Here is a 20870-nt window from a genome sequence, read left to right as displayed (position 1 = left end):
TTATGACAGCAATAACACCTCCCGATGCTCATCTTATCGATGATGAACATAATCCTGAGCTGATAAAAGCTAAAATTATCAGCGAAACTGCGCTTATCAACTGGCTGGAGCTGCAGAAGTTTTATGCTGCCGGTTCAGTGATCAGTGTAGAACCTACACTGGACCTGATTGAAGCCGCTTTTGCCTTTAGCTGCGACAATAAAGCATTGGTGGCCGACTGGCTGGCCAGTGGCATGCTGGGCCGCACGACAGAGCAGCAGGCACAGCAGTGGTTTAATAATAAAACTGAACTGTGGGCCGTGGTTATTTCTCCCTGGGTATTGGTACAGCATAAACCGCTGAAGCAACAACTAAATTAAACCAGGTAGAGGATAAGCGCGGTTAAGGCATTTATTTTTAACTAGACAAGGGACATTTAACGAAAATTTCGCCAAATGCTAATTTAGCATCTAGTCTTCTAGTGATCTGGTTATTTAACATCCGTTTATCTGGAGTAGTTTATGACGAAGACTAGTTGTTTGCGCTTATTACTTACAAGTTTTGTGTTGGCATCTGGCAGTGTTGTAGCCGACGTAGCCATTATCGTTAACCCTGCCAATAGCGCCGCTATTTCAACAGAAGATATAAAAAGTTTATTTTCTGGCCGACAAAAAAGTTTCTCTAATGACAAAGCGGCATTATTACTGTCACTGGAAGAAGGCAACCCTATCCGTAGCAGCTTTAATTCTAACGTTCTTGGTAAAAGTGACGCGCAAATGAAAGCCTAGTGGTCAAAGTTGCTGTTTACCGGTAAAGGCACACCGCCCAAAGAGGTGTCTGTAAGTGAAATGTTGGAATTGGTAGCAGATAACCCGAATACCATTGGTTATATAGACTCCGCCAGCGTTACCGACGCTGTCAAAGTAGTCGCAACATTCTGAGGTGAGCCATGAAAATATTATACGTTTTAGCGCTGGCTATTGTGCTCTCGTCCTGGCAAGCACAAGCTGAAATCAGAGTAAGTGGTTACGGTTCAATTGTCGCTGGTAAGGTATTAAGTGGTGATGCCGATCCCAGCGGCGAGGTTGAGTTTCAGGTTGATTTCTACGACTACGCTTTTTACACCGAAGAGTGGGATTGGGAGCAGGAATCGATGGTCGCGCTGCAAATGAGCACGGACATCAGTGACAAAATGTCGGCAACTATCCAACTGGTAGCCAAAGGTGCAGATGAATGGAAACCCGATGTCGATTGGCTATATGTCAGCTATCAGCTGTCTGAAAACAGCACACTGATGCTCGGCCGGCGTATGCTGCCGATGTACTACTTTTCAGAGTATATGGAGGTTGGTTATGCCTATCCCTGGGTCCGGCCACCAGCAAACCTGTATTGGTGGGAGATTACCCAGTTTAACGGCGCCACTTATCTGCATAACTTCTATCTGAACAACTGGTCAATTGATCTCAGTGTGTTTGGTGGCAGGGAGACACAGCGTAATATTAAATCTCACGATTTCTGGCGTAACCGTGGGGGCTACTATTTTCCGCCAGAGGGCACCTACATTGCCGGCACGGCAGATGTGACCTGGAGTGAAATAATGGGGCTGAATGTCGCGCTGTCTAACGACTGGTTGGATGTGCGCGCCTCTTATTTTAAAACGCATTATTCAACTACCGCTAATGTCATGTTTTTTGATGAAGTCGATTTTGATAATGACGGTATCGTTGATCAAATCATTGAAAGACGCACCAACCCAGATGGCACACCAATCCGCTCGGGTAAATCTTCACTGACTGATTTTGACCTGAGCTTTATTGGTTTGGGCGGCAGCATGACTTTTAAATACTTTACCTTTTTGTTCGATTATAACTACGTTACTTATGACGATGGCTATGGTTCTGAATTTCCGACTTACTACGTCAGTGCGGTGTATAATCACAACACTTGGCAGCCCTATATTGGATTATCGAAAGCGAAACTTGAATTAACCAAAGATTTAGACGGCTTTGGTGTTGGTGACGCTGAAGAGCACCAAATTATTACCCTGGGTCTGCGTTATAACGTGATGAGCAATGCGTCACTGAAGTTCGAGTTTAATAAATTTGAAGACCAAGGCGACCGTTCTCCCTGGTTTGACTTTAGTTACCATAATGATGCCACCCTGTTTAGTGTCGCATTAGACTTTATTTTCTAAACAGACTGCAATACGCCCTGACCAGCAGCACCAAACAGGTGCTGCTGATTTTAACAGCTGCTACACTAGCTTGCAGGTTCAACTCTAACAGAACGACCACATGACAGAAACGTACAAAAGGAGCAGCAGCTCCCGTGTCACCTTATCGCAGCTTATGCTGCCATCACATTCTAACTTCAGCGGTAAAATTCATGGTGGCTATTTGTTATCGCTGATGGACCAAATTGCCTTTGCCAGCGGCTCAAAATTTTGCGGTAAATATTGTGTTACTGCCTCGGTAGACCGGGTAGATTTTTTAAACCCGATTGAAGTTGGCGAGCTGGTTACCTTAAAAGCCTCAGTGATCTTTGTTGGTAACAGCTCTATGGTAGTGGGCATAAGGGTTGAAGCGCAAAATATCCAAACCGGAAAGGTAAAGCATTGTAATTCCTCGTACTTTACCATGATTGCCAAAGACGAGCAGGGTAACAATGCCCGGGTGCCGCGGCTGATTTTAACCAGCAAGGAAGAAGTACTGCGCTTTGTTAAAACCACCCAGCGTTTGAAACTGCGCCACAGCTATGCCGAACTTTGCGCCGATTTTGACGGTGATATGCAACAAGCCATTGCCCAAATCACCGCCAATTATCAGGTGCAAGTGCAGCTGGTTTAATTTAACGTGTGTATCACTTTTACTTTGTCAGTAACGTTTGCTGCATCAATATAACCGATGCCGTATTCATTATTGCTGATAAAAGCAATAACGTCGGCATCACTTGCTACTTCTTGAGGCGGGTTGCCTTTTCCGGTGAAGACCAGTTTGGACCAATAGGCCTTTAACTGTGCAGAGGAGCGGCCAACTGCTTTTTCATCGAAAACAGCCCGCTTTGCATCTGCATCTTTCAAATTTACCGGCACCAACGCAGAAGAGCGACCAGTATAAATGCGTGCAACCTCATCAGTTGAAACAACCTCAGTCATACCAGGGTTTACCACGATAACTACCTGTGCCATCGCAGAAAAACAGGCCATACAAGCTAACGCAACAACGATTGTTAATGTCTTCATTTTTTTCCCCTAAAATACTAAATCGATACCGGCAGTGATTAAACCAACTGTGTTGTCTGTGGTGTTATCTTTTTGCGAGCTGTACTGTATTTTAAACGCTGCTGACGGATGGAAGTCATAACGTACCCCTACACTTAACGTGGTTGCATCAAACTTCTGCCCGGCAACTACGCCAACAACTGGTTGCAGCAACTGAGGCGGTAAAATGCCAACAAATGGCTGATAAATACTATCTCTGCTTTTGTGATCTTCACGCTCGTAAACGACAAATGGTTGCAGTTTATCAAAGCGGTACCCTGCTGACAGATAGTAGTTAGTTCTGTCTGAATAAAATGAGTTCTCTATACCGATATCATTGTACTCAAATACCAGGTTCCAATTGCCGGGTTCAAGCGTCACGCCTAAACCGTAAAATGTGCCTTTATCTTCATTAAAATCCAGCTCTGCGGCCAGCGCTTGAAAGGCTGGAATATTAGTGCCAAACAAAGCATCAGTAAGCGGCGTAAACGCATCTGATGACACCGTGATATCACCCTGAACATAAGCGGCACGAAACGAATACCAATCACGGCTTAACTCGACATTCAGTGAAACCACTTTATCCTGCCGAGTGGCCGCAGGTTGGTTAAAAATAGGATTGGTATCTGATGATGAGCCATACAACAATTGTGCTGTGGCATCAAAACTTCCTAATGTGGTGGTGTAATAAAGCGATACACCCTCAACCTTGGTAAAACCAACACCAGAGTAAACGCTTTGTGGTGCAGTGTTCCAAAGGTACGCATAGCCAACATCTTTAAAGTCAGAGTACTTAAAAAATGGCACGCCAATACGCCCAGCGCTAAAAGTTAAACTATCGCTTAGTTGATAAGACACATATAACCACTCCAACTGCACATCGAAATCACTGGAGCCGCGGCCCAACAGCTGGCCGGTTACTGACAAATTTTCGCCTAAATCCGATTTTATTTGTAAGGCAAATAAGCTGCCGGTTTTAAAATCCAGTTCATCGGTGTATTCATACAGGCTTTCATCCGAAGACGTTGTCATACCGGCTTTAATAGACGCAAAGCCGTTTATCGTGGTAGTGGCGCTGGCAGATGCACTGGTTAACGCCGCCATTATTGCCATATTTAGCAGATGTTTTTTCATTTTGACCTCAATCCGATCAGGTTGCTTGAGACTAGACTTGTTTAGAGTTTACTACTTAAACAACAATTAGCAAGACAAATGAGACAAAAAAGACAAATGATGTAGGCGTGTTGCGAAAATGAGCAACCTTGCTTTAATAAAATAAGCCGCTGCCGCCGCTGAAAGACGCGGCTAGAGAGGGGGTAATGTAATTTGAGAAGTTTAATGCCACACCAGTAAGCAACCAGTGACAATTGTGACGATAAAAATGACGGAAAGTATGGGAAACCAGCATGGTGACAACTTAATTTACCCATGCTGGCGTGAGGTTAGTGCAGACGTTTAATACCCTGCAGCCTGGCCGTCTTTGCGTGATTCTGACGCGCCGACCCAGACACCGTTGGCATGATCACGCATAATGGCCTGATAGCCGCCATAGCCACCTAAACCATAACGTACCTGATGCCCGCGCTTCATTAGTTCACGCGCTGTTTCGTACGGAATACCGCTTTCAACTTCAATATAGCCACCGTTTTCAAGGTATTTGTCGCTGCCCTCAGTCGGCTCGGTATTACCCAGATGCTGCCAGCGCGGTGCGTCACCGGCTTCTTGCAGATTCATGCCATAATCCACCATATTGACCAGAATTTGCACATGCCCTTGCGGTTGCATGGCCCCACCCATTACACCAAAGCTTATCAACGGCTTATTATCCTTAGTTACAAAAGCCGGAATAATAGTATGAAATGGCCGCTTGCCAGGTGCGTAAGCATTGGCGTGCTGCTTGTCCATCGAAAACATTTCACCGCGGTCTTGAAACACAAAACCTAAACCCGGCACTACCACGCCAGAGCCCATACCACGGTAATTACTTTGAATAAGCGACACCATATTGCCGTCTTTATCAGCAGTAGTCAGATAGATGGTATCCCCCTGATACAGCGCAGGATTACCGGCATCGACCCGCTTTGCCGCTTTATCGCCAATCAGTTTCGCCCGCTCACGACCGTACTGCTCAGAGATCAGCCCTGCTACCGGCGCTTTGCTAAAGTCTTGATCTGCATAAAACTTAGCTCTGTCTTCAAACGCCAGTTTTTTTGCTTCCACCAGCAAATGCAAACTTTGTGGCGTATTAAAACCTGTGGCTTTTAAATCAAAGTTTTTTAGAATTTGCAGCATCTGCAACGCCGCTATACCCTGGCCATTAGGCGGCAGCTCCCACAGGGTGTAACCTTTGTAGTCGACACCAACCGGATCTACCCAATCAGAGCGGTGGTTAGCAAAGTCAGCAAAACGCAGATAGCCGCCGTTGGCGCGCATAAAGCTATCTATAGCTACTGTGATATCCCCTTTATAAAATGCATCGCGGCCATCTTTGGCCAAGGCTTTATAGGTATTGGCCAGCGCTGGGTTTTTAAATAACTGCCCTTTGGCCGGCGCCTTACCGTCGATAGTAAAAGTACCGCTAAAATCCCCTGGTTGCTTGCTAAGCACAGGCACACTGCGGTCCCAGTAGTAGGCAATCAGCTCGCTTACAGGAAACCCTTGCTCGGCGTAGCCGATAGCCGGTTGCAAAATATCGGCCATTGGCATGCTGCCAAACTTTTTATGCAGCTCAAACCAGCCATCTACGGCACCTGGCACGCTTATCGGCAACATGCCGTGTGGCGGAATATCATTACGCCCTAACCTTTGTAACTCGTTCGCTAACATGTCATAACTCAGGCTCAGCGGCGAACGGCCAGAGGCATTTAAACCGTGTAACTTCTGACTCTTAGCATCCCAGACTATAGCGTATAAGTCACCGCCAATACCGTTGCCAGTTGGCTCCATTAACCCCAACGCAGCGTTGGCGGCTATAGCGGCATCTATAGCGTTGCCACCACGCTTCATTACATCCAATGCTATCTGAGTAGCAAGCGGCTGGCTGGTGGCGGCCATAGCTTCAGTGGCGATAACCTCTGAACGGCTGGCAAAAGGCTTACCGGTGATACGATCGAAACCGTAGGCTGACATTGCACAGAGCAAGCCCAGCGATAAGGCGATATAAGTAGTCAGACGTTGCATAACGGTCTCCATTATTGTTGTTTTTTATCAAACTACCTTAACCTGCACCGGCAAGGCGCTCCAGTAGTTTACGACCAGTGAAGCGGCTACTGCGATGGCTATATAGTGTACAGATGTTGCTGCAGTTGCTGCTTCTGCTCTGTAGTAATGGCGATAGCCTTAGTGCCAGCATAGTCAAACTGGACGAGCACAGCAGTGCCCGACACCGTTTTTACCCCGTTTTGCCAGGCTTCCTGATACACATCAAAGGAACTACTGCCAATACGGCTGATAAAGGTACGCAGTTCAACCTCGTTACCAAAATGGGTTTGGGCGTGGTAATCCAGTTTTACACTGGCGACAATTAGCGGCCAATGTTGTAAATTTAACTCCGGTGTAAAAATTTTGAAAACAGGCAGCCTTGCACCTTCAAACCAGACGGCAAACACCGTATTGTTAATATGCCCAAGCGCATCCGTGTCAGCGAAACGCGGAGTAATAACCTCTTGCCACATAAAGGGAACCTTATGACTGATTTTATTGAAGTGTATGACAATGCCTTAAGTAGCGAATTTTGCCAACAGCTGATTCAGGTGTTTGAACACAGCCCGCACACTACAGCCGGGCGCACGGGTGCTGGTGTTGATACCAGTAAAAAAATCAGTACCGATTTATATCTGTACCAACATGCTGAATATCAGCAACTGTTACAGATGATTTGGCAGGCCACCACGCACTATGTTTGTGAGTATTTTAAAAAGTACCATTTTGCTTTGATTGGCCCAATGTCGCTGACGATTGCTCATCCACAAACCGGCCAGCCCACCGCTATTACGCATGATAATTTTGCTGAGCTGGGTGCACCAAAAACCATGGATTTTATGCGCGCGCTGTTTCGTATTGGTAATGTGCAGGCACAAAAATATCAGGCTGGCGTGGGTAACTATGGTTACTGGCACAGTGAGGTATATCCGCAGCAAGGCAGTACCGACCCGCTACACCGCGCCTTACTATTTATGTTTTATTTAAACGATGTTACAGAGGGCGGGCAGACTGAATTTTACTATCAGAACAAAAGCATCCAGCCCAAAACCGGCCGCATGGTAATAGCACCAGCCTATTTTACTCACACCCATCGTGGTTGTGTGCCGGTGTCAAACGACAAATACATTTTAACCAGTTGGATACTCTTTAATCCTGCAGAGCAAATTTATGGCCCGCCTGCTCGCTAACACTTTTATTAAGCGAAACGCTGGCTAATGCTGCATAAAAAAGCCCCTGCAATTGCAGAGGCTTTTACCAGCAAGCTATTTAGACTTAGAACTTGTAGCGCAGGCCCGCTTCAAACGAGCGCTCTGGCCCAACATAAATGCCCTGCCGTAAACCGGTAATATAACGTTTATCCGTCAGGTTTTTCACCGCGCCAAACACGCTAAAGCCATTATCAAATTTGTACTGTGCCGTTAAATCCAGCACGGTGTAAGATGGCATTAACCCACCCCAGATACCACCAGCGGCATTGGTCGGGATATCTTCGCGGTTACTGGCGTCGCCATATTGTTCGCCACGATGATGCGCCGTTAAGGCTGCACTTAGTTGCTCCTGCTGATAGTTCAGTGCCAGGTTAGCAATAATCTTTGGTGCATATGGCAAGCGGTTACCTGTATTGTCACCGGTTTTAAACTCAGAGGTAGGCACCCAGGTGGCATTGCTATCAATACTGAAACCCGCACCTAAAGCATAACCGAGCATAAACTCCATACCACGGTGTTCTGTTTTACCAGCGTTTGACTGTGACAAACTAGGATCACTGTTGCCGGTAACTACCTGGTTGCTAAAGTCCATAGCAAAGGCAGCCACTTCATAGCTTAAGGCTCCCTCTTTGCCACGTAGTCCGATTTCATAATTGGTAGAACGCTCACCATCTAACTGCTGATCGGTAAGACCATCTAGCGCAACACCATTAGACGCCGGTGAAAAGGCACGGTACACACCACCGTAAAGTTGAGCTGACTCACTCAGGTTATAAGTCACACCAACGCCGGGTAACCACTCGGTATTGCTGGTCTTTGCTGTGTCGTTGTTACTGCTTAAAACAACACGCTCTTGTTCATACGATTCAACCCGCAAACCCGGCGTAACCGCAAAGTGTTCGGTTAGCTCGATACGGCTTTGTGCATAAGCAGCAACGCTGTCGGCAGAATCGACAATATGGCGGTCATTGTTGCCAGTGCGCTCTGAGCTGCGAACTGCACGGATGCGGGTGTCGTTAGCTTCTTCCTGCATAAAACGTACACCAAACTCGCTGTTGGCTGCCATGCCAAATAAGCTGTGATCTAACGTTAAACGCGTTTCCAGGCCAACTCGGTCAAACGCGCGGTTGTTACCGGTTAAACTATCGGTATATACCCAGCGCCCGGCTGCATTAGAGGCAGCGGTATCTACGCTATAGCGCCAGTAATCGCGCGTCATTTCGCTCCAGTAAAGCAGCGTTTTTAGTGTTGCGCTGTCCGACAAGGTCCATTCGTGGTTCAGATCAATCGCGGTGCGGTCGGTTAGATAATAATCATCTGGTGCCGGGTTATAGTTAGCACCAGCCTGATAATCTGCCAACAGTAAACCACGATACGAAATGTTAGCGTCGTTTTCATGGCGCGAGGCTTTAATGCCCAGTTTATGGCTATCGCTAAAGATCACACCGGCTTTGGCCATTACGTCGGTCATTTCATAACCTTTGTCCATAAAGCCATCGCTTTTGGCATGCGTAGCGACAACACCGGCAAAAGCATCACCCGAGGCACTTTTGCCACCCGCTTCAACGCCAACTTCACTTAGATTAAACGAGCCCATACGGCCGCTAACTTCAACACCGTCATCTGGTGTCTTCGTCTGGTAGTTTACTACGCCACCAATAGTGGAAGGGCCGTAGCGTAACGACGATGAGCCTTTTAAAATTTCTACCTGCTCTACACGTTGTACGCGCGGGTTAAAATAACGGTCGTTACCGATAAACAGACCTGGCGCTACCGGCACGCCGTCTTCCAGCACTAAAGATTTAGACTCGCTGGCCGACAAACCACGCATACCGAAATTAGCTACAACCGCTGTTTCTTCTTCACTGTTGACATTAATACCTGCTACGCGGCGCAGTACATCCTGGTTTGATAACGGCTGAATTTGCTCTATTTGAGCCCGGTCGATCAGTACCACACTGCCCGTCTGCTCTAGCAATACCGGCGTTGTCTCGCCTACCACTCGGATGACTTCGAGTGTGGGCATAATTTTTTTGCGCTCAACACTGCTTTCAGTAGCTGCTTGCTGGGCAGCCGCAGTTAACGATAGCGATGCCAGAGAAACAGCCAACGCCAGGCGGGATAACTTAACCTGCATAAAAACTCCGTTATTTAACAAATAAGCTTAAATGCGCGCAATTAGAACACAGTAAACAACACGAATCAATCTCATTAATAATCATTGAATTTGCGGGGTCCAGAGCAATTACCAAATCTCTTTTTTAGAAACAGCTAATGATAAATAAATACAATAAAAGCGCGTGTCATTTGAACCGGCAAAAAATAGTTCCCAAAAAGTTATTGATCTTAATAATGATAATAATTATCATTCGCTAATAATTAACGTAAATTTACACTCTCCCTGGCTTACTGCCTTATCATCACCCTTGAAGGAGCTTAAAATGTTGTTTCGCCCTACCGCATTGGCTTGTGCCGTTGCTGCTGTGTTTACTTTGCCATCTGCTAACGCAGAACTTACTGCGGCGGCACCTGATTACAATATGGAAGTGATCGTTGTGACAGCGTCGGGCTTTGAACAAAAACTAGTCGATGCCCCAGCCAGTATTTCGGTCATTACGCAGGAAGATCTGGCGAAACGCCCCTACACTACTTTGCTCGATGCCGTACGCGATTTAGAAGGCGTTGATATTGGCGAAACACGGGATAAAACCGGCCAGGGTAGTATCAGTATGCGCGGCATGGGGTCAGACTACACACTAATACTGGTAGACGGTAAACGGCAGAATAACCACGGCGACATTTACCCGAATAACTTTGGCGGTAACCAGTTTGGCCATATCCCTCCGCTTGATGCGGTAGATCGCATTGAAGTGATCCGCGGCCCTGCTTCTACATTATATGGTGCCGATGCTTTGGGCGGTGTGATCAACATCATCACCAAAAAGGTGACCGACAAATGGATGGGCTCAGTTAGCCATAGCCGCACTAAGCAAAGCGATGACGCTTTTGGTGAAGATATTACCACCGACTTTAACGTCATGGGCCCGTTAATCCCCGGCGTACTGGGCATGTCTTTGCGCGGCAGCTTTTACAACCGCATGGCATCAACACCGCAATATGCGCCAATTGAATATCCTAATGGTGAAGTACGTAAGCGATCACTAGGTTTTGGCAGCGGAGGTAAAACAGTCGACAATGACAATGAAGTGTTCGGCGGTCGTTTAAGCTGGACCCCCGCCGACAACCAAAGCATCTGGTTTGATATTGAGACTTCTACCCAACAATACGACAATACACCGGTAATCAATGACAACGGTACTAAAGAGTACCCGGTTGGCACTGTGGATAACATTGACAGTATCTGGGCAGCTGGCAACTTTTGCCGTGGCGGTAGGGGTAGTCGTCAGGCGGCTTGTGAAGCCAGTGGCGGCGAATGGGCCCGTCGCGCTAACCCGCGCGCGGGCTACAGTCCGACGCAGGAATTCAGCCGCGATACCTGGTCACTTAGCCATGAAGGTAAGTGGGGATTTGGTAACAGCTTTGTCTCGTTATCATATGTAGATACCCAAAATCATGGCCGCACTCTGCCGTTTACCACCAGCGAACGTGAGCTTCTGTTGGCGATGTATGATGGCACTGGCAACTATGCAGCCTTAAACACAACAGAGCGCAAAAATCTGGCTGCAGCAACCTTTTTACCGCGGCCAAAACGGGTTATGGCCAGCAATCAGTATACGCTGGACGCTAAGTTGGATATTCCTTTTGAAGCGGCCGGCCAGCATGTGTTAGTTACTGGCGTACAGATGATCCGTGGTGAACTGGAAGACGGCGTCTTTGGCATGGAAAAAGGCACACCAGGTGGCATACAAGAACACAATATGTGGTCGGTGTTTGCTGAAGATACCTGGGATGCAACCCAGTCTTTCTCTGTCACTGCAGGTTTGCGACGCGACGATCATGACGTCTTTGGTAGCCAACTCAGCCCGCGCTTATACGGTGTTTATACCCTAAGCGACAGCTGGACCATCAAAGGCGGGGTCAGCACAGGTTACAAAACGCCGAAAACCACCCAATTGTACCAGGGCGTAGTCGGTTTTGGCGGCCAGGGCACGTCACCACAATACGGTAACCCTGATTTAAAAGCTGAAACCAGCGTATCAAGCGAGATTGCTGCTTACTGGCAGCATCAAAACGGCCATAACTTTAACGCTACAATCTTTAAAAATGATTTTGACGATAAAATTGCCTCACAGCCTTGCGGTACCAACACTAACATTCAATGTGCGCCAACCGGAGAATATGCAGACCTGGGCTATGCCACCAGCAGCAAAACCGTAAACATTGATAAAGTAACTATTCAGGGTGCAGAGCTGGCCGGGCGCTGGCAGGCGACTGAGCAGCTGGCACTGCGCGCCAACTACACCTACACCGACAGCGAGCAAAAAAGCGGGGTTAACAAAGGCCGGCCACTGGGCAACAGCGCCAAGCATATGGCCAACCTGACATTAAGCTGGGATGCCACCGAAGCGTTAAACCTGTTTCTGACGTCAGAATATCGTACTAAACGTTACTACGGCTGGGATACCATTAACGACAGAGCGCAGCATTACAAAGCCTATAACGTGATCCATCTGGGCGCAGCTTATGATGTCAGTGAGTCGGTAACCGTTAATGCCCGGATCAATAATCTGTTTGACCGAGACTTTACTACCTACAATATTGCCTTTACCGAGTGCAACGACACAGTTAGCAGCTGTATTGTCGATGCCAATGGTGAAAACGGCTACAGTGCCAGCTTTATTGATGATTACAACAATAAAGACAAAGCACGTAATTTATGGGTAGGTGTAAACGTACGCTTCTAACACTGCCATATCTGCTATAGCCGCGTTTATCGCGGCTTTTTTTACTGCATAGGCTTAATCATTTTTAAATGCGGAATATCATCTTCTAAATAGGGTTCACTGGCCGGTTTAAAACCAAGATCCTGATAAAACTGCTGCAAGTAGCACTGGGCGGAGATATGAATATCAGTATCGGGCCATAGCTCGGCGGCAACACTCAGCGTTTTTTCTACCAATACCTGGCCTAAACCCAGCCGCCGCGCAGTTTGCGACACACATACCCGACCAATACCGGGAAAGCCATCAAAACTAACGCCCGGCGCCAGCACGCGCGAGTAAGCGATAACTTTATCGCCCTTCTTTAAAATCACATGTCGGGTTTGTGGATGCAAATCTTTGTCATCCAACTCCGGATAAGGACAATTTTGCTCAACTACAAATACATCCACCCGCAGTTGCAACAGGCTATACAGGGTGTAGGTATCCAGTTCATCAAAAACATTGACCTGCCATTGCATAATATCGGCTCCATGCTTGTTATTAACCTTACTATATCAGAGCCAGTAGCATGGCGCCCAGCAGCAAAGGTCCGCTTTACCAGACTAACTCAGTCATAGTGTCATTTTTTCATCATAAAACTGCTATGTAACTGCAATGTTATTGACATCAGGCATCGTTGTAATAGGGCCAGTTTTTGCCCAACGCCGGAGCCAATAATAATGCAAGACAAGAAAACCAACGTCAGTATCGATAATTCAGGGATAGATCCCCAAACTAATTTTTCAGTTAACCCAACTTTTGCCGCTATAGTTGACAGCCGGATGGCGCGGCGTAGCTTTTTAAAGGGCAGCGTCGGGGCAGCCGTGGCAGCCTTTATTGGCGGCTCAGTAGTTGGTTGCAGTAGCAGCGATGATGGCGAGCCAACGCCTGTAGTGCCACCGGTTACTGCCGCACCTTTGCTGGGGTTTACTGCTGTAGCAGCAGGCCGCGCAGACGCTATAGTCGTGCCGCAGGGCTACAGTGCCCAGGCATTTTTACCTTGGGGCACGCCACTGAACGGCAGTTATCCTCCATTTCTAGCCGATGCCAGCAACAGCGGCAGCGATCAGGAACAACAGGTGGGCATGCATCATGATGGTATGCATTTTTTCCCGATAGATGCCCGCAGTGGTGGCAGCAGCTCAACCGAAGGTTTGCTGGTATTTAACCATGAATACATCGATAACAATCTCATCCATACAAATGGCATCACAACAGTACCGCGCTTGGCCGATGAAGTGCGTAAAGAAGTGGCCGCTCATGGTGTGTCAGTCGCGCATATTCAGCAGCAAGCCGATGGCAGCTGGGCACTGGTAAACAATAGCCCATTTAACCGCCGCATTACCGGCGCTACACCGATGGAATTGGCCGGCCCGGTGCGCGGCAGCGCTAAAGTGGTCACCAAATATAGCCCGGACGGTAGCCGCACGCGCGGCACCTTAAATAACTGTGGTAACGGCTTCACGCCCTGGGGCACTTATTTAACCTGCGAAGAAAACTGGGCCGGTTACTTTATGAATGCCGATGCCACTAAGCCACGTGAACACAGCCGCTATGGTGTGCCATCTGGCAACGGCCGTTACTTCTGGGAAACCGCCACACCAGCGGCCGATGTATACCAGCGTTTTAATGCCAGTAGCCTTGCTGCCTCAGCTGCCGATGATTACCGTAATGAACCCAACACCTTTGGCTGGATTGTCGAAATAGACCCGTTTAACCCTGATAGCGTGCCGCAAAAACGCACCGCCCTGGGCCGCTTTGGTCACGAGGGCGTTATTTTTGGCAAACTGGAAGAAGGTAAACCTGTAGTAGTCTATTCCGGTGACGATTCGCGTTTTGAGTACATCTATAAGTTTGTTTCAACCGCGCCTTACTACAAAAACACAGCCGGCGGTCACCTGCTCAACGACGGCATTTTGTATGTTGCCCGTTTTAACGAGGATGGCAGCGGTGACTGGTTACCATTGGATATCAATAATGCCGATTTTGTTGCTAAGGCAGCTGCTGCGGGAGTCACTTTTGCTGACCAGGCAGATGTACTGCTAAACACCCGCTTAGCGGCTGATATCAACGGCGCCACCAAGATGGACAGGCCAGAATGGGGTGCAGTACACCCTGAAACCGGCGAGGTGTATTTTACCCTTACCAACAATAGCCGCCGTACAGAAGATCAGATAGATGCTGCGAATCCACGCGCGGCTAATGCAACCGGCCATATTATCCGTTGGAATGAGCGCGAAGCGCAGGCAGCTACAGCTTTTGACTGGGATATTTTTTTACTGGCCGGCGATGTCGGTACTGAAACACCAGGTACTGGGCTGACATTAAGCGCAGATAATCATCTGGCCAGCCCGGATGGCTTATGGTTTGATGCCAACGGTTTATTGTGGATCCAAACGGATATGAGCGGTTCGCAGCAAGGTGAAGGCCCATTCGGCAATAACCAGATGTTGGTAGCGGATCCGGTAACGCGGCAGATAAAACGCTTTTTAGTTGGGCCAACCGACTGTGAAGTCACCGGTATCAGCGCGACACCGGATATGAAAACCCTGTTTGTTAATATTCAACATCCGGGCGATCGTTCTAAGCCAGACAACTTTACCAGCCACTGGCCAGATGGTGGTACCAGCCGCGCACGCTCGGCTACTGTAGTTATCACCAAAGATGACGGCGGTGTTATTGGTAGTTAATACCTTAGCGCTGTATGGCCGGCTGTAACAATACAGCCGGCCAGTTGTGTTGTGTTACCTGGCTAACAAAATCGGGTAATTGGTCCTCGGTCAGCGGTTTAGAAAAGTAATAACCCTGAGCAAAGTCACATTGATGCTGCTGTAGCAACTTAACCACGGCAAAAGATTCCACACCCTCGGCTACAACATCCAGGCCCAGTTTTTGTACCATGGCAATGGTAGAGGTCACTATCTGGAAATCCTGAGGGTTATCCAGCATACCCAGTACAAAACTCTTATCGATTTTTATCGCATCAACCGGCATCTGTTTCAAATAGTTTAGTGATGAATAACCCGTACCAAAATCATCAATAGCCAGGCGAAAGCCCTGTGCTTTTAACCGATACATCATGCCCAGCGTTTCACTGAAATTATTGATCAGCGTACTTTCGGTAATCTCCAGCTCAAAATGCCGGCCGCTCAGGCCATAACGCTGTAGTATCTGGCCAAAGCGGTCAGGTAACTTGGTGTGCATAAACTGGTCGGCCGAAATATTCACTGCAATAATAACCTCATTCAGCCCGCTGGCCAGCAGTTCAGCGCAATAACGGCAACTGCGGTCAAATACCCAGTAGCCAACATCAACGATTAACTGTGTTTGCTCCAGTACCGGAATAAACTCATCTGGCGCAACTATGCCTCGCTGTGGGTGCTGCCAGCGGATCAGCGCTTCAAAACCTGACAAACGACCGCTGTTCAGGTTTACCTGAGGCTGCAGGCTAAGCGTAAATTGCTGCGACACCAGCGCTTGTCGTAGCTCGGCTTCCAGTTGCACTCTGGACGCCAGATCGGCTGACATCTGCTGATTGAATACCACATAACAATTGCGCCCTGATGCCTTAGCCTGGTACATAGCTAAATCTGCACAGCGGATCAATTCATCTCCACTTTGCTTAGCATCATTGGTGTAGCTGATGCCAACACTGGCACTTAATCTTAACGACACCTGCGTTAGTACAAAAGGTTGTTCAAACAATGCCAGCACCCGCAGCGCCATGGTTTCTGCCTGTTGTACTGAGGTTAGGCCGGGTAGCAACATGGCAAACTCATCACCGCCAAAGCGACAAACTAAATCCCGCTCTGTAGCAAGCGTTTCCAAGCGCCGCGCAGTTTCTATCAGCAACTGGTCACCGACAACATGGCTACGACTGTTGTTAATGGTTTTAAATTTGTCCAGGTCAAGAAACAGCAAGCCAACATAGCCTTTTTGCTCAGGCAATGCAGCTAATGCCTGCGTTAAACATTGCTGTAACCGGTTGCGATTTGCCAGCGCGGTAAGTTGGTCTACCAACGCCATACGCTGCAAACTGGCAGTATTTTGTGCCAGCTGCAAATCTAAGGTTTCCAGCTGATTGCTCAGGGTTAGCATTGAGTCGTTAAAGGTGGTCAGTTCGTCGGCAAACCAGGCTGGCGGCAGCTTGCTTTGCTGACGGAAGGCGGTATAACGGCGCTGTGCCAACAGCGGCAATGCCGCAGCAAACTGCAGTATGCGCCGGCTGATACGTCGGGTAATAAGCATAATAAGCAACAGCAACAGCATAAAACACGCCGCTGCCATCGTCAAAACACGATGCTGATAACGGGTATTTTCAGCCACGGCGGCCGTAACATCCTCCAGCATCAGCAATACATAAGCGTCTGTTTGCTCAGGCGCCAGCGTAATAAAATGGATAAAATAGCTTTGCTGATTCAGCTGCAGTATTAGCCCTTCTTTTCTGGCATCTGCCAGATTAAAGCTGGCTGGCAATACCTGATAGAGTTGTTGTAATAAGCCCCGATCGGATGCTAACAATACTGTTAGGTCTCGTTCGGCAATCTCGGCGCCCGTTTGCACCAAAGCAACATCTACACCCAGCGCCTGATGCAGACTAAACAATAGCCCTGCCATGTCAGCATTCGCCTGCAGCACGGCAACTTCACCATGGCGGTTTAATAAAGGCAGCGTTAATTGCTTTGCGCAAATTTGGCCACAACGGATATCTGTTTGGGGCTGCTGTACCGCCAGGGTAGTGTTTACGATATCTGAGTAAACCACGGCTGATGGCTCTGCACTACTGTACAACAGCTGTTGCTGTTGGTCCCACAGGTACAACTGACTTACAGCGAAATTTTGCTGTAATGGCTCAAATTGCTGCGGCAAGCTGGCAGCAAATTGGCTGAAATTATCGGCCAAATGCACTTGCTGTAGTTCTGCCTGAGTCTGTAACCAGGTTAATAATTGTTGGGTGGATGACTGGTTATACACATCAAAATATTGTTGGCCCTGTGCTTTTCGTTGCGCTTGCTGGCGCAAAAATTGATCGTTCATGTGCAAAAGCGACAAACCGGTAAACCACACCAGCAGTAGCAGCAACATGCTGAGCATCAGCAACAAAATTTTCCATGACAGGCTCAGGTAACGCAACATAATCAAAACCTGTATATCAGCTGTAACGCAAATATTTGCCAATATTCACGGTTATTGCGGCTTACATCAGGTTGAATAACCGGTGCCAGCCTGCCAGTCCCTTTCACCCAATGTATTTCGGCATCCAGCCGCCAGCGTGGGTTCAAATCAACACTACTGCCCACACTTAAGGTATGCTGGTAGCCAAAGTAAGCAGGGATAGTGCCGCCGGTCATTTGCTGCAGCTTTTTGCCATGACGATCATCTTTATCCAGCACAGCGTAGTCTATGGCGCTAAACAACCTGATGTCAGTCGACCAATAATACTGCAACATCAAGTAGCCACCCTGGCCGAATTGCTTGCGTGAGAACTGTGGTAAGAAAAACCCTTCGGTGGTAACTATTTCTTGTTGCAATTCAGCGCTTAGTTGCCAGTGCTCACTCTGGTAAAGCGCCGTTAGCATTACCCGTTGCGATGTAAAGCTGGCATCATTTAGCAGCTCAGCGACACCGCGCCGGTAATCAAAGGATGCCTCCTGTATGACGATACCGTAGCTAACGCTGTTTTGTAGTGATTGCCAGTACAAACTGGCTTTATGATCATGGTTCATACGGGTGTTACCCTGGGCTTGCTGGCCAAGTAACTGTTTACTTTGCTGCTGAGAAATGGGTACGGTGCCATAACTCCAGTTAAACGTCAGGTCACCATAATCTGCCGAGTTACGCAGTTGCAGCGCCACGCCATCGGTACCGACTGCGATATCCCGAAAAGCATCAAAATAAACCGATTGCGGTAATATGATAGAGGGCCGGGTAAAAGGGACGTCACGGGTACTGGAATACAACCAGTGTTGGTTTTTCACCCGTCCCAGATAAACATTCGCCTGCCAGCCCGGACTGTTATAAAAAGACCAATCTAAAAACAGATAGTCTAGCCTGGCGCCTTCGGGGAAGCGATTACCGCTATTGAGATACACCAACTGACCTGCCAGATGCCAGTCTGACGCTAACGAATATCTGCCGTTTAATCCCAGTTCAGTTAATTCTGCTGACGGGTCTCCACCGTAATTAACATAATTGCTGTCTTCGGCCCAAATCAGCCCCTGCGCCGCAAAACCGCCCCAGTCAAATTTGCTATCAGCAGCTTGCGCGCCTGCTGTCAGCAACCCCGCTGTAATACACAGCAACGTAGTTAAGTTGTATCTAATCAATGCGCACCTCCTTTATCGCCGGGTCGGTGCTAAATTGTTCTGCATAACCAATAGCACCGGGGACGGTGCGCAGAAACTCGAGCATAGCGGCGCTGTCGTTTGCCTGTTGTGGCCTGCGGCCCGTGCCAGAGAAACTGTGTTTGTCCCAGATATTGTTTAATTGATACGGAAATAACCGCAATTGCTCACGGCAAAAACGTTGGTGCACTGCCGCACTGTCCGGCATAACAATGACCCTGACAGGTGTGCCGTCAGGCCAGATAGTTTGCCGCAGAGTAAAAATATTGCGTAGTTGCGCCTGGCTCAGACTATCCAGCGGCACAGATCCATTTACAAAAACCGTAGCTGCAGATAGCGGAAACGCGCTGATTAGCACTGTTAATAACAAACCCTTCATGCAGCGTTTGTCCGGCAGATGATGATAATTGCAGAATGTGTATTTGCCACTGTTGCGTAGTCTCCGCTTTAACGCCCGCATCCGTAGCAGGCGTTATCAGGAAATACCATTCTAGCACAGCAGTTTACAGTGTGCTTTTTTCTGGCAACAGCGGCATTAATTAACGGTTGGGTTTAACTGCCGGCTTTGGTGCTGGAGCACGCTGCCCATCACGATGGCCACTACGCGGTGCTTTGGCTTTTTTTGGCTTATAAGGTTTACTGTTCAGTTTCGACTCTGACAATGAATTTACCGGCTCAAATCCTGCCATTAGCTGCCGTGGCAGCACTTGCTTTATCAATCGCTCTATACCGGCAAGCTCTTTGCTTTCGTCGGCACACACCAACGAAATAGCGTGGCCAGCCGCGCCTGCCCGCCCGGTGCGGCCAATGCGATGCACGTAGTCTTCTGCGACGTTGGGTAGTTCATAATTGACGACTTGCGGTAACTGATCGATGTCCAGGCCGCGGGCGGCAATATCAGTTGCTACCAAGGCCCGGATAGTACCAGCTTTAAAATCAGCCAACGCTTTGGTGCGGGCATTCTGGCTTTTATTGCCATGAATAGGCGCGGCTTTTATACCAGCCGTTTCCAAATGCAGGCTGAGTTTATTCGCCATATGTTTAGTTTTGGTAAAAATGAGTACTTGCTGCCAGTTGTTGTCAGTGATCAATTTAGTGACCAGTGCGGCTTTGCGGTTTTTATCTACCGGATAAATCAGCTGCTCTACCCGCTCTGCCGTCGTGTTGGCCGGGGCAACTGATACTTCCAGCGGATTAGCTACCAGGCCACGAGCTAAAGTACGAATTTCATCAGAGAACGTGGCAGAGAACAGCAGGTTCTGGCGTTTTTTCGGCAGCAGCGCCAGAATTTTTTTAATGTCGTGAATAAACCCCATATCCAGCATACGGTCAGCTTCGTCCAGCACCAGTACTTCCAGCTGGCCAAACTTCACCGCATTTTGCTGATACAAGTCCATCAGCCGGCCTGGCGTTGCAATCAAAATATCCACACCACGGCGCAGCGCCATCATTTGCGGGTTAATTTTTACGCCACCGAACACCACAGCGCTGCGCAGTGGCAGATATTTGCCATACATGGCAACACTTTCAGCAACCTGTGCCGCCAGCTCCCGCGTTGGCGTTAAAATAAGCGCCCGCACATGGTTAGATTGCACCTTTCGGCCCTGGCTAAAACCCTCAGCCAGTACTTGCAGCAATGGCAGCGTAAAGCCTGCCGTTTTACCGGTGCCAGTTTGTGCTGCCGCCATCAGATCACGCCCGGCAAGCACAGCAGGTATAGCCTGCTGCTGTATCGGTGATGGCGTGGTGTAGCCCTTGTCTTCAATGGCTTTAAGTAGTTCAGGTAACAGATTTAAATCAGTAAATTGCATGCGATATCCCGCAGTTAATGCTGCGAAACAAAACTGCCGCAGCTGCAGTGGCCTCCAAAACGGAGGGGCGCGCAGCTTACAGCAAAATGGCCGCGGGCACCAATAAAGATGAAAAGCCGTCAATTATTAGCACCACTGCTACGCGCTGTTTATGACAGCCTTTATTCGTTGTGCGGCTTCAG

At 48.3% G+C, this 20870-nt stretch carries 17 protein-coding genes; 7 read left to right on the top strand and 10 right to left on the bottom strand.

What is annotated here, in order from left to right:
- Positions 1-2 precede the first annotated feature (2 nt).
- The 4 genes from ACYVIC_RS07360 (at position 3) to ACYVIC_RS07345 (ending at position 2825) form a co-directional block, all read left to right on the top strand.
- Entirely contained in the window at positions 3-359 is a 357-nt protein-coding gene (locus tag ACYVIC_RS07360; protein ID WP_460858652.1) for a DUF2288 domain-containing protein, read from the top strand.
- Positions 360-500: 141 nt separating this feature from the next.
- Entirely contained in the window at positions 501-767 is a 267-nt protein-coding gene (locus ACYVIC_RS07355; RefSeq protein WP_460858650.1) for a hypothetical protein, read from the top strand.
- A gap of 161 nt (positions 768-928) precedes the next feature.
- On the top strand, positions 929-2173 hold the full coding sequence (locus tag ACYVIC_RS07350) for a porin (RefSeq protein ID WP_460858649.1): 1245 nt from the start codon (positions 929-931) through the stop codon (positions 2171-2173).
- Between the two features lie 100 nt (positions 2174-2273).
- On the top strand, positions 2274-2825 hold the full coding sequence (locus ACYVIC_RS07345; RefSeq protein WP_460858647.1) for an acyl-CoA thioesterase: 552 nt from the start codon (positions 2274-2276) through the stop codon (positions 2823-2825).
- On the opposite strand, the gene ACYVIC_RS07340 is transcribed toward ACYVIC_RS07345, so the two are convergent.
- From ACYVIC_RS07340 to ACYVIC_RS07325, 4 genes are all read right to left on the bottom strand, one after another.
- Entirely contained in the window at positions 2822-3220 is a 399-nt protein-coding gene (locus tag ACYVIC_RS07340; protein ID WP_460858645.1) for a phosphate ABC transporter substrate-binding protein, read from the bottom strand. The genes ACYVIC_RS07345 and ACYVIC_RS07340 overlap by 4 nt on opposite strands.
- A gap of 9 nt (positions 3221-3229) precedes the next feature.
- The gene (locus ACYVIC_RS07335) at positions 3230-4372 is read right to left on the bottom strand and encodes a porin (RefSeq protein WP_460858643.1); all 1143 of its coding nucleotides are present in this window, start codon (positions 4370-4372) and stop codon (positions 3230-3232) included.
- Positions 4373-4693: 321 nt separating this feature from the next.
- Positions 4694-6418 carry a gamma-glutamyltransferase gene (ggt, locus tag ACYVIC_RS07330; RefSeq protein WP_460858642.1) on the bottom strand — a complete coding sequence of 575 codons (1725 nt, stop codon included), beginning with the start codon at positions 6416-6418 and terminating at the stop codon, positions 4694-4696.
- A 98-nt stretch (positions 6419-6516) separates the two neighbouring features.
- Complete coding sequence (locus ACYVIC_RS07325; RefSeq protein WP_460858640.1) at positions 6517-6912, bottom strand: acyl-CoA thioesterase; 396 nt, start codon at positions 6910-6912, stop codon at positions 6517-6519.
- Positions 6913-6924: 12 nt separating this feature from the next.
- Between ACYVIC_RS07325 and ACYVIC_RS07320 the strand changes: the two genes are divergently transcribed.
- A complete protein-coding gene (locus ACYVIC_RS07320) occupies positions 6925-7629 on the top strand; it encodes a 2OG-Fe(II) oxygenase (protein WP_460858639.1) in 705 nt (234 codons plus the stop codon).
- Between the two features lie 85 nt (positions 7630-7714).
- On the opposite strand, the gene ACYVIC_RS07315 is transcribed toward ACYVIC_RS07320, so the two are convergent.
- Positions 7715-9787, bottom strand: coding sequence for a TonB-dependent receptor family protein (locus ACYVIC_RS07315; protein WP_460858637.1), 2073 nt, complete (start codon positions 9785-9787; stop codon positions 7715-7717).
- Positions 9788-10091: 304 nt separating this feature from the next.
- Between ACYVIC_RS07315 and ACYVIC_RS07310 the strand changes: the two genes are divergently transcribed.
- Positions 10092-12515, top strand: a complete 2424-nt coding sequence (locus tag ACYVIC_RS07310) for a TonB-dependent receptor domain-containing protein (protein ID WP_460858636.1) — start codon at positions 10092-10094, stop codon at positions 12513-12515.
- 41 nt (positions 12516-12556) lie between these two features.
- On the opposite strand, the gene ACYVIC_RS07305 is transcribed toward ACYVIC_RS07310, so the two are convergent.
- Positions 12557-13012, bottom strand: coding sequence for a GNAT family N-acetyltransferase (locus tag ACYVIC_RS07305; protein WP_460858634.1), 456 nt, complete (start codon positions 13010-13012; stop codon positions 12557-12559).
- Positions 13013-13213: 201 nt separating this feature from the next.
- On the opposite strand from ACYVIC_RS07305, the gene ACYVIC_RS07300 reads away from it, so the two are divergent.
- Positions 13214-15223: a PhoX family protein gene (locus ACYVIC_RS07300; RefSeq protein WP_460858632.1), complete on the top strand. Its 2010-nt coding sequence runs from the start codon at positions 13214-13216 to the stop codon at positions 15221-15223.
- Positions 15224-15227: 4 nt separating this feature from the next.
- Here ACYVIC_RS07300 and ACYVIC_RS07295 read toward each other — a convergent pair whose 3' ends face one another.
- From ACYVIC_RS07295 to ACYVIC_RS07280, 4 genes are all read right to left on the bottom strand, one after another.
- Complete coding sequence (locus ACYVIC_RS07295) at positions 15228-17669, bottom strand: putative bifunctional diguanylate cyclase/phosphodiesterase (RefSeq protein ID WP_460858631.1); 2442 nt, start codon at positions 17667-17669, stop codon at positions 15228-15230.
- 2 nt (positions 17670-17671) lie between these two features.
- Positions 17672-18859, bottom strand: coding sequence for a hypothetical protein (locus ACYVIC_RS07290; protein ID WP_460858629.1), 1188 nt, complete (start codon positions 18857-18859; stop codon positions 17672-17674).
- Positions 18852-19256: a type 2 periplasmic-binding domain-containing protein gene (locus tag ACYVIC_RS07285; protein WP_460858627.1), complete on the bottom strand. Its 405-nt coding sequence runs from the start codon at positions 19254-19256 to the stop codon at positions 18852-18854. The genes ACYVIC_RS07290 and ACYVIC_RS07285 overlap by 8 nt, the downstream gene beginning before the upstream one ends.
- Before the next feature lie 160 nt (positions 19257-19416).
- Complete coding sequence (locus ACYVIC_RS07280; RefSeq protein ID WP_460858626.1) at positions 19417-20688, bottom strand: DEAD/DEAH box helicase; 1272 nt, start codon at positions 20686-20688, stop codon at positions 19417-19419.
- Between the last annotated feature and the right edge of the window lie 182 nt (positions 20689-20870).

Source organism: Rheinheimera gaetbuli (genome assembly GCF_054781935.1).
Note: the sequence above shows the minus strand (reverse complement) of the source record. Positions and strands in the feature narration are given on the sequence as shown.